Annotated in this window: 8 protein-coding genes; 3 read left to right on the forward strand and 5 right to left on the reverse strand. The window is 70.0% G+C overall.

The window, feature by feature from the left end:
• Window positions 1–74 precede the first annotated feature (74 nt).
• Window positions 75–1,394 (forward strand): hypothetical protein, encoded by a 1,320-nt coding sequence (locus G3573_RS02025; RefSeq protein WP_163259178.1) that lies wholly within the window; start codon window positions 75–77, stop codon window positions 1,392–1,394.
• Window positions 1,395–1,472: 78 nt separating this feature from the next.
• Window positions 1,473–3,101: an ABC-F family ATP-binding cassette domain-containing protein gene (locus tag G3573_RS02030; protein WP_163259179.1), complete on the forward strand. Its 1,629-nt coding sequence runs from the start codon at window positions 1,473–1,475 to the stop codon at window positions 3,099–3,101.
• An 11-nt stretch (window positions 3,102–3,112) separates the two neighbouring features.
• On the opposite strand, the gene holA is transcribed toward G3573_RS02030, so the two are convergent.
• Genes holA through G3573_RS02050 form a run of 4 tightly spaced genes read right to left on the reverse strand, consistent with a single transcriptional unit; the run spans window position 3,113 to window position 7,812 of the window.
• A complete protein-coding gene (gene holA / locus G3573_RS02035) occupies window positions 3,113–4,165 on the reverse strand; it encodes a DNA polymerase III subunit delta (protein ID WP_163259180.1) in 1,053 nt (350 codons plus the stop codon).
• 24 nt (window positions 4,166–4,189) lie between these two features.
• Window positions 4,190–4,690, reverse strand: coding sequence for an LPS assembly lipoprotein LptE (gene lptE, locus G3573_RS02040; protein ID WP_163259181.1), 501 nt, complete (start codon window positions 4,688–4,690; stop codon window positions 4,190–4,192).
• 5 nt (window positions 4,691–4,695) lie between these two features.
• Window positions 4,696–7,275 (reverse strand): leucine--tRNA ligase, encoded by a 2,580-nt coding sequence (gene leuS, locus G3573_RS02045; RefSeq protein WP_163259182.1) that lies wholly within the window; start codon window positions 7,273–7,275, stop codon window positions 4,696–4,698.
• A gap of 18 nt (window positions 7,276–7,293) precedes the next feature.
• The gene (locus G3573_RS02050) at window positions 7,294–7,812 is read right to left on the reverse strand and encodes a DUF3576 domain-containing protein (RefSeq protein ID WP_163259183.1); all 519 of its coding nucleotides are present in this window, start codon (window positions 7,810–7,812) and stop codon (window positions 7,294–7,296) included.
• Between the two features lie 292 nt (window positions 7,813–8,104).
• Here G3573_RS02050 and G3573_RS02055 point away from each other — a divergent pair, with 292 nt between their 5' ends.
• Window positions 8,105–8,503: an NtrZ family periplasmic regulatory protein gene (locus G3573_RS02055; protein ID WP_163259184.1), complete on the forward strand. Its 399-nt coding sequence runs from the start codon at window positions 8,105–8,107 to the stop codon at window positions 8,501–8,503.
• Window positions 8,504–8,602: 99 nt separating this feature from the next.
• Here G3573_RS02055 and G3573_RS02060 read toward each other — a convergent pair.
• Window positions 8,603–9,008, reverse strand: a 406-nt coding sequence (locus G3573_RS02060; RefSeq protein ID WP_163259185.1) for a thiamine phosphate synthase, incomplete at its 5' end; no start/stop codon positions are given.

The following is a 9,008-nucleotide window of genomic DNA, read 5'->3' on the forward strand; positions in this document are numbered from 1 at the left end:
CTGCTCACTGCGCCGGTCCGTCCCTCGACGGGCCGGCGCTTCTTTTCTTAAATGCCCGGCTCATGAGTATTCGTATGGCGCGCAGCATCGTTTCGGCCCTGGCGGTCGCGATCGGCCTGGCGGCCGCGGGCCTGGCCCCGGCGGCCCAGGCGGCTGAGACCAAGACGTCCGAACCCAGGGCCTGTCCCGACGGCCTGCCGAAGGACGCCCGCTGCTTCGCCGGCCAGGACGCCAGCGGCGCCTTCTACTGGATCGCCGTGCCGGCGAACTGGAACGGGACCCTGGTGGTGCACGCCCACGGCGGTCCGCGCACCGGCAAGCCGGCGCTCGACGACGAGATCGAGGACCTACAGCGCTTCGCCGTCATGGTGCAGGAGGGCTACGCCTGGGCCGGCTCGACCTACCGGCGCGGCGGCTACGGCGTGCGCATGGCCGCCGAGGACACCGACAATCTGCGCAAGCTGTTCTGGGCCGAGTTCGGCAAGCCGAAGCGCACCATTCTCCACGGCCAGTCGTGGGGCGGCAACGTCGCGGCCAAGGCCTCCGAGCTCTACGCCTACGACGCCGACGGCGGCAAAAACTACGACGGCGTGCTGCTGACCAGCGGCGTGCTGGCCGGCGGGACCCGCGCCTACGCTTTCCGCGCCGACCTGCGCGCGGTCTACCAGTACTACTGCGCCAATCACCCGCGCCCCGACGAGCCGGCCTATCCGCTGTGGCGGGGGCTGCCGGCCGACTCGAAGATGACCCGGGCCGAGCTGAAGTCCCGCGTGCAGGCATGCACCGGCGTCGACTCGCCGGCCGCCCAGCGCACGCCCGAACAGCAACGGCGCCTCTCGAACATCCTGGCCGCGACCGGCGTGGCCGAGCGCCAGCTTCAGTCGCACCTGGCCTGGGCCACCTTCCTGTTCCAGGACCTGGTCCAACACCGGCTGGACGGGCGCAACCCGTTCGACAACGCCGAGGTGCGCTATCGCGGGACCACGGACGACAAGGCGCTGAACGCCGGCGTCCAGCGCTTCTCGGCCGATCCCGCGGCGGTGACCCGGCTGGCCTACGACGCCGACCTGACCGGCCAGATCGCGCTGCCGACCCTGACCGTGCACGGGATCGACGATCCGGTCGCCTCGGTTCGCCACGAGGCGGCCTATCGCGACGTGGTGGCTGCGGCCGGCCGTTCGCAGCTGCTGGTGCAGACCTTCGTCGACGAGGCCGAGCACAGCCAGCTGGCGACGCCGCAATACGCCGCCCTGCTGCGCGCCCTGTCGGCCTGGATCGAGACCGGCGAAAAGCCGACCCCGGCCGGCGTCGACCGGCTGTGCCGCGAGCACGACGTCACCGGCGAGGGCTGCCGGTTCAAGCCGGATTACACGCCCAAGCCGCTGGAGCGCTGAGCGGGAGACGCAGCTAGGACCAAATGCCCCTGGCCTGAGGCTGGCGTTCTCCTCGTCGCCGGGGTAGCTGACCGCCCGATGATCCGCCTCGACAATATTTCCAAGCAAAACGGCCACCAGATCCTGTTCATCGAAGCCTCGATGGGCGTCCAGAAGGGTGAAAAGGTCGGGCTCGTCGGCCCGAACGGGGCCGGCAAGACCACGCTGTTCCGCATGATCACCCGTCGCGAGCAGCCCGACGACGGGCTGGTCACGATCGATCCCGGCATGACCATCGGCTATTTCAGCCAGGACGTCGGCGAGATGTCGGGCCAGAGCGCGGTCGCCGCGGTGATGGACGGCGTCGGCCCGGTCAGCGCGCTGGCCGCCGAAATGTCCCGGCTGGAGGCGGCCATGGTCGATCCGGACCAGGCCGAGGACCTGGACGCCGTCATGGAGCGCTATGGCGAGGTGCTGGAGCGCTTCCAGGAGCTGGACGGCTATGCGCTGGAAGCCCGCGCGCGCGAGGTGCTGGCGGGCCTGAGCTTCAGCCAGGAACGCATGGACGGCGACGTCGGCCTGCTGTCGGGGGGCTGGAAGATGCGTGTGGCGCTGGCCCGGATCCTGCTGATGCGGCCCGACGGCATGCTGCTGGACGAACCCAGCAACCACCTGGACCTGGAGAGCCTGATCTGGCTCGAGGCGTTCCTGAAGGACTACGACGGCGCGCTGCTGATGACCTCGCACGACCGCGCCTTCATGAACCGCATCATCGGCAAGGTGGTGGAGATCGACGCCGGCTCGCTGACCACCTATTCGGGCGATCTCGACTTCTACGACCAGCAGCGCGCCCTGACCGAGCAGCAGCGCCAGGCGCAGTACGAGCGCCAGCAGGCCATGCTGGCCAAGGAAATCAAGTTCATCGAGAAGTTCAAGGCGCGCGCCTCGCACGCCGCCCAGGTCCAGAGCCGGGTGAAGAAGCTCGACAAGATCGAACGCGTCGAGGCGCCGCGCCGGCGCCAGACGGTCCAGTTCGAGTTCCAGAGCCCGCCGCGCTCGGGCGAGGACGTGATCAACCTGCGGGGCGTCCACAAGGGCTACGGCGCCCAGCCGATCTACGCCGGCCTTGATTTCCTGGTGCGCCGCAAGGAACGCTGGTGCGTGCTGGGCGCCAACGGCGCCGGCAAGTCGACCCTGCTGAAGCTGGTGGCCGGCGACACCAAGCCCGACCAGGGCGCGGTCAGCATCGGGGCCAGCGTCAAGATGGGCTATTTCGCCCAGCACTCCATGGACCTGCTGGACGGCGAAGAGACCATCTTCGAGTCCCTGGAGCGCTCGTTCCCGCAGGCGGGCCAGGGCCAGCTTCGCACGCTGGCCGGGTGCTTCGGCTTCTCCGGCGACGACGTCGAAAAGCCCTGCCGCGTCCTGTCAGGCGGCGAGAAGGCGCGGCTGGTCATGGCCAAGATGCTGTTCGATCCGCCGAACCTGCTGGTCCTCGACGAGCCGACCAACCACCTCGACATGGCCACCAAGGAGATGCTGGTCGCGGCGCTCGCGGACTTCGAGGGCACCATGCTGTTCGTCTCGCACGACCGCCACTTCCTGTCGGCCCTGTCGAACCGCGTGCTGGAGCTGACGCCCGAGGGCGTCCATCAGTACGGCGGCGGCTATACGGAATACGTCGCCCGAACGGGCCAGGAAGCGCCGGGGCTGCACCCGGGCGGGTAGAGGCCTCGCCCCTACAGCCCCAGCCGCCGCGCGCGGCCGGCCACCGACAGCAGCAGGCGCTCGACCAAGAGGCCGTCGGGGGACCCGGCGGTCTTGCACTGGCGGTCGGCGTCCAGGACGTCGGGCTGCAGCAGGTCGAGGTCGCCGGCGGTCCAGCTCTTGGCCTGGCGCAGGAACTCGCGCTCCTGCTTCCAGAACACGCCGCAGGCCTTGGCGGCCTCCTTGGCGTCGGCGCCGGCGGCGATCAGCACGTTGAAGCGGCGCAGCTTGTTCAGGTGCAGGCTGACGGCGCGCACGGCCATGACCGCGCTTTCGCCCTCGGCCAGGGCGCGGCGCAGGTGGGCCTGGGCGGGCCCCGGCCGGGCGCCGAAGGCGTCGAAGGCGGCGTCGAACAGGCTGGCCTCGGGCTCGACGCCTAAGTGCTGGGCCAGGTCGGCGGCGGTGGCGGTGCGCCCGGAGCCGGGGCCGAGGAACAGGGCCAGGCGCTCGATCTCCTGGCGGGCCACGCCGCGCTCGCGCGGCAGGCGGGCGACGAAGGTCTCCAGCGCGTCGGACGCCAGGCTCAGCTGATCGCGGGCCAGGGCCTCGCGGACCATGCGGGCGACGTCGCCGGTCTCGTCGTCGTAGACGGGGATGCAGGCGGCGGTCTTGGCGGCTTCCGCCGCCTTGCGGAGCGCCGAGGAACGGTCCAGGGCGCCGGCCTCGACCAGGAAGAAGGCGTCGGGGTTCAGCAGGCCGTCGGCGTGGGCCTTCAGGGCCTCGGCGGCGGCCTTGTCGGGGGCGGACTTGTCGCCGGTCAGGCGCAGGCGCACGAGCCGGCGGCCGCCCATCAGCGACAGCGCTGTCAGCTCGCCCTCCAGGCGGCCGGGCTCGGAGTCGATGTCGGCCTCGGTCAGGACGGCGACGTCGAACGGGTCGTTGGGATCCTTGACCAGCTTCTTGGCCAGGCCGTCGGCGCGCTCGCGCACGCCGCCGCGGTCCTTGCCGTAGATCACGCAGGCGCGGAACTCGGGTCCGGGGCCGGCCAGGAAGCGGTCGACGTCCGGGCGCTTGGACAGGATCATTGGGCCAAGATCACTGGGACGGGGTCACTGCTGGCCGGCGAAGAAGGCCGCGACGTCCGTCTTGATGAGCTGGGCGGCCTGCTGGGCGGCGCGGTTCTGGCTGTCTTCTTGGGCCACGATGCCGGCGTAGGGCTGGTTGGTGGCCGCGTAGGTGACGGTGACCGGCGTGTACTTCTGCATCAGCACCGCCCCGGTCTTCAGCTCGACCAGGGTGTAGTTCACGTCCACGTCCAGCTCGTAGCTGGTGGCGGTGTCGTTCACCCGCAGGCCGCGCGGGTAGCGCCGCTCGTTGAAGGTGATGGCCAGCCGGTACTGGGGCGTGGTGTTGCGGTCGCGGGCCAGGGCGTCTTCCAGGCTCTGGCGCATCAGGAACGCCAGGCGGCCGTCGGCCACGTCGATCTGAACGTGGCCGAGTTTCTCGACCACGCCCTTTTCCGCATAAAGCGGCGTGAAGCCGGCGCAGCCGCCGACCCCCGCCGTCAGCAGCGTCAGGGCCGCCGCCAAAGCCATACGCCGACCGGTCATGCTGCTCACCCCGCGACGATGTTGACGATGCGATCCTTCACCACGATCACCTTGCGGACCGTCTGACCCTCAAGGTGCCGCTTAACGGCCTCGTCGGAAAGAGCGATCTGCTCGACCTCGGCTTCGGGCGTGCCCGGACGCACCCGAACCTCGGCCCGGCGCTTGCCGTTGATCTGCACCGGCAGCACCAGTTCCTGGTCCGCGGCCAGCTCCGGATCGAACTCCGGCCAGGGCGCGTCGACCGCCATGCCGCTCTCGCCCATGCGGGCCCAGGCCTCTTCGGCCAGGTGCGGGACGATCGGAGCGACCAGGCGGGCCAGCGCCGAGAGCGCCTCACGGCGGGCGGCCGAACCGGTCTGCTCTACGGGTGAGGACTTCACCGTGTTGACGAACTCGTAGAGGCGCGCGATCGCCGAGTTGAAGCGGAAGCCCTCGAAGCCTTCGGTGACGGCCTTGATCGCCTTGTGGGTGGCGCGGCGGAGCGCCTGGGCGGCGTCTTCGTCGGCAGCCGGGATCGCGGCCTCGCCCAGGGCGTCGAACTCGGCCCAGACGCGGTTGACGAAGCGCCAGGCGCCCTCGACCCCGCCGGAGGTCCACTGCACGTCCCGCTCGGGCGGGCTGTCGGAGAGCACGAACAGACGGCCGGCGTCCACGCCGTAGGCGTCGAGGATTTCCTCGGGCGCGACCACGTTCTTCTTGGACTTCGACATCTTCTCGATGTCGCCGATCACCAGGCTCTCGCCGGTCTCGGCGTGGCGGGCCGACCGCTTGCCGTCGACGGTCTCGAGCACGACCTGGGTCGGGTCGACCCAGCCGCCCTCGGGCTTCTTGTAGGTCTCGTGGGTGACCATGCCTTGCGTGAACAGGCCGGCGAACGGCTCGCGCACGCTCATCGCGCCCGCGTCGGTCAGGGCGCGGGTGATGAAGCGGGCGTACAGCAGGTGCAGCACCGCGTGCTCGACCCCGCCGATGTACTGGTCGACCGCCAGCCAGTAGTCGGCCGCGGCCTTGTCGATCGGGTCGGCCGCCTTCGGGTTGGCGAAGCGGGCGAAGTACCAGGAGCTGTCGACGAAGGTGTCCAGCGTGTCGGTCTCGCGCTCGGCCTCGCCGCCGCAGGACGGGCACTTCACGTGCCGCCAGGTCGGGTGGCGCAGCAGCGGGTTGCCCGGCAGGTCGAAGGTGACGTCGTCCGGCAGCTCGACCGGCAGCTGCTCGGCCGGGACCGGCACCGGGCCGCAGGCCTTGCAGTGGATGATCGGGATCGGGCAGCCCCAGTAGCGCTGACGCGACACGCCCCAGTCGTGCAGGCGATAGACGGTCGCGCCCTCGCCCAGGCCCAGGCTTTCGATCCTGTCGATCGCCGCGGCCTTGCCGGCCTCGACGTCCAGGCCGTCCAGGAACTGGGAGTTATAGAGCTTGCCGGGGCCCGTGTAGGCCTCGTCGCCCAGCTCGAATTCGGCCGGGTCGGTGCCTTCCGGCAGCACCACGGGGCGCACCGGCAGGTCGTACTTGCGGGCGAAGTCCAGGTCGCGCTGGTCGTGGGCCGGGCAGGCGAAGATCGCGCCGGTGCCGTAGCCCATCAGGATGAAGTTCGCGATCCAGACCGGCAGCTTCCAGTTCGGGTCGAACGGGTGCTGGACGTACAGGCCGGTGAACACGCCCTTCTTCTCGGCGGTCTCGATCTCGGCCTCGGTCGCGCCGCCCTTGCGGCATTCCTCGACGAAGGCGGCCAGCTCGGGGTTCTGCCTGGACAGCTGATCGGCCAGCGGGTGGTCGGCGGCGATGCCGACGAAGCTGGCGCCGTACAGGGTGTCGGGACGGGTGGTGTAGACCTCCAGCCCCTTGTCGAAGCCGGCCGGGGCGTGGCCTGCGAACGGGAACGAGACCCGCGCGCCGCGGCTCTTGCCGATCCAGTTCTCCTGCATCAGCCGGACCTTTTCCGGCCAGCGGGCCAGGCCCTTCAGGCCCTCGATCAGCTCGTCGGCGTAGTCGGTGATGCGCAGGAACCACTGGGTCAGCTTGCGCTTCTCGACCAGGGCGCCGGAGCGCCAGCCGCGGCCGTCGATCACCTGCTCGTTGGCCAGCACGGTGTTGTCGACGGGGTCCCAGTTGACCACGCTCTCCTTGCGGAAGACGAGGCCCTGGCGGAACAGCTCGATGAACCAGGCCTGCTGGCGGCCGTAGTAGTCGGGGTCGCAGGTGGCGAATTCGCGCGACCAGTCGATCGACAGGCCCAGCAGCTTCAGCTGCGCGCGCATGTTGTCGATGTTCTGGTAGGTCCAGGCCTTCGGGTGGACGCCGCGCTCCATGGCGGCGTTCTCGGCCGGCATGCCGAAGGCGTCCCAGCCCATCGGATGTAGGACGTTGAACCCGCGGGCGCGCTTGAAGCGCGCCACGACGTCGCCCATCACGTAGTTGCGGGCGTGGCCCATGTGGATGTTCCCGGACGGATACGGGAACATCTCGAGCACGTAGTACTTGGGCTTGCCGGCCGCCTCTTCAGGCGAACGGGTGCGGAAAACGCCGTGGGCGTCCCAGGCGGAGCGCCACTTGGGCTCCACCTCTTTCGGATTGTAGCGGGCCATAAGGCCGAGGGTTTAGCCTCAGCCTCCGACGTTGGCCAGACGCAGTTGGCGCGCGCGCGTCAGGATGGCGTTTTCCATGTCGGTTTCGGTCTGGCTGGCCACCGCCGAGTCGACCCAGCCGCCCGAGGCGTCGCGCACCTGCTTGAACACCGACACGTTGAGCGCGTCGGCGCGCAGGCGGCTGTCCAGGATGTAGACCGTCATCTTGAACCGCTCGTCCGGCTTCGCCGGGTCCGCGTACCAGTCGGTGACGATCACACCGCCCCACGGGTCGGCCGAGGCCAGCGGCATGAACGACAGGGTGTCCAGCGAGGCGCGCCACAGGTAGCTGTTGACGCCGATGCCGGCCTGGGCCTGCGAGCCGCCCTTCTTGGAGCCGCCGCCGAAGATGGAACCCAACGAGATGCCGCCGCCTTCTTCCTGGGTCTGGAAGCCGCCGTTGGCGCTCGCGGTCTTGGCGCCCGAGGTGTGCGAGCAGGCCGAAAGCGCAAGGCCGGAAGCAATCAGTGCGACCGACGCGAGGCGAGTGAACGACATCTTGGCGAACTCCGCTTCGAGGACCGTCCGCCGCCCCCTTAGCGGGCAAGGGGACGGCGCTCGCCGAGCCCCCTTTACGGACCGTTATCCTCGTATAGCACGGTGGAGGCTGTATCTGACAAGAACAGATGACTCGCGTGGCGCGCGAGACACACAAGCCGACTCTTTCGCGTGGGAACCTTTGCCTTAACCACACGGTTCATTGACCCAGTGCGGTCGCGGCGTATATCGCAAACCAGAGGCATCTGTCAGGCTGACTGGCGGAAGCTTCCGATGGAGCGGATTTGGGCTGATGGGACGCATGGCTCGCATGGCTGCGGTGGTCGCGGCGCTCGCTATGGCGAGCGTGGCCGCCCAGGCGCACGCGCAGACCGCCAAACCCAAGCCGCGCGCGGAAGCCCCGGCGGCCACCGCCTTCGCCTCCGACCAGAATTCCTGGGCTCCGAAGCCGCGCAAGTCCCTGCAATGGGCGGGCGGTGGCCGTTGGGCCCTGAACCTGGACGTCGACCAGCCCTCGACCCGCGACGTCGAGTGGAAGGACGTCGAGGCCGGCGCCTCGATCCGCATCACCCCGTCCCTCCGCCTCGGCGGTTCGGTCGGCCTGGGCGCCTCCAACGAAGATCCGCGCCGCGTGACTCCGGACGAAAAGCCGCAGCCGCGCGTGCGTCTGGAGACCACTTTCCGCTTCTGACGGAAAGCTCGGCCGGCCGTATCGGCGGCGAAATACTCCCATAGATTGAGTTGCTTACGGCGAAGGTCGACCTGCGTCTTCGCGTCGCGCACGCCCTTTCTATTTGAGCACCCCCTCCACCGCCGCGACGCCGGCCGCGCCCGTCCCGATCAGCGCCGGCGCGGTCCCCGCGTCCACGCCGCCTAGGGCGTAGACCGGCAGGCGGGTCGAGGCGGTCAGCTCGGCGAAGCGCTCGAGGCCCAGCGGGGCGTGGCCCGAGGCGCTGCGGGTCGGAAACACCGGCGACAGCAGCACCGCGTCGAGCCCGGCCGCCTCCGCCGCGCGCAGGGCGTCCGCGCCGTGGGCCGCGCCGGTGATCAGCCATTCCGGATGAGCGGTCCTCAGGCCCGGCGCCTCGGCCAGGGCGCGTTCGGGCAGGTGCACGCCGTGCGCGCCGCAGGCCTCGGCCAGGGCGGCGTCGGCGCCGATCAGCAGGGTCAGCCCTCGCGTTCGCGCGATCCCCGCC

The organism is Caulobacter sp. 17J65-9 (assembly GCF_010975005.1).
In the GTDB taxonomy this organism is placed as follows: domain Bacteria; phylum Pseudomonadota; class Alphaproteobacteria; order Caulobacterales; family Caulobacteraceae; genus 17J80-11.

What these genes read in the sequence shown, in the direction of transcription:
- G3573_RS02025 (WP_163259178.1), top strand. Translation starts at nt 75, where the DNA reads ATGGCGCGCAGCATCGTTTCGGCCCTGGCGGTCGCGATCGGCCTGGCG.
- G3573_RS02030 (WP_163259179.1), top strand. Translation starts at nt 1,473, where the DNA reads ATGATCCGCCTCGACAATATTTCCAAGCAAAACGGCCACCAGATCCTG.
- holA (WP_163259180.1), bottom strand. Translation starts at nt 4,165, where the DNA reads ATGATCCTGTCCAAGCGCCCGGACGTCGACCGCTTCCTGGCCGGCCCC.
- lptE (WP_163259181.1), bottom strand. Translation starts at nt 4,690, where the DNA reads ATGACCGGTCGGCGTATGGCTTTGGCGGCGGCCCTGACGCTGCTGACG.
- leuS (WP_163259182.1), bottom strand. Translation starts at nt 7,275, where the DNA reads ATGGCCCGCTACAATCCGAAAGAGGTGGAGCCCAAGTGGCGCTCCGCC.
- G3573_RS02050 (WP_163259183.1), bottom strand. Translation starts at nt 7,812, where the DNA reads ATGTCGTTCACTCGCCTCGCGTCGGTCGCACTGATTGCTTCCGGCCTT.
- G3573_RS02055 (WP_163259184.1), top strand. Translation starts at nt 8,105, where the DNA reads ATGGGACGCATGGCTCGCATGGCTGCGGTGGTCGCGGCGCTCGCTATG.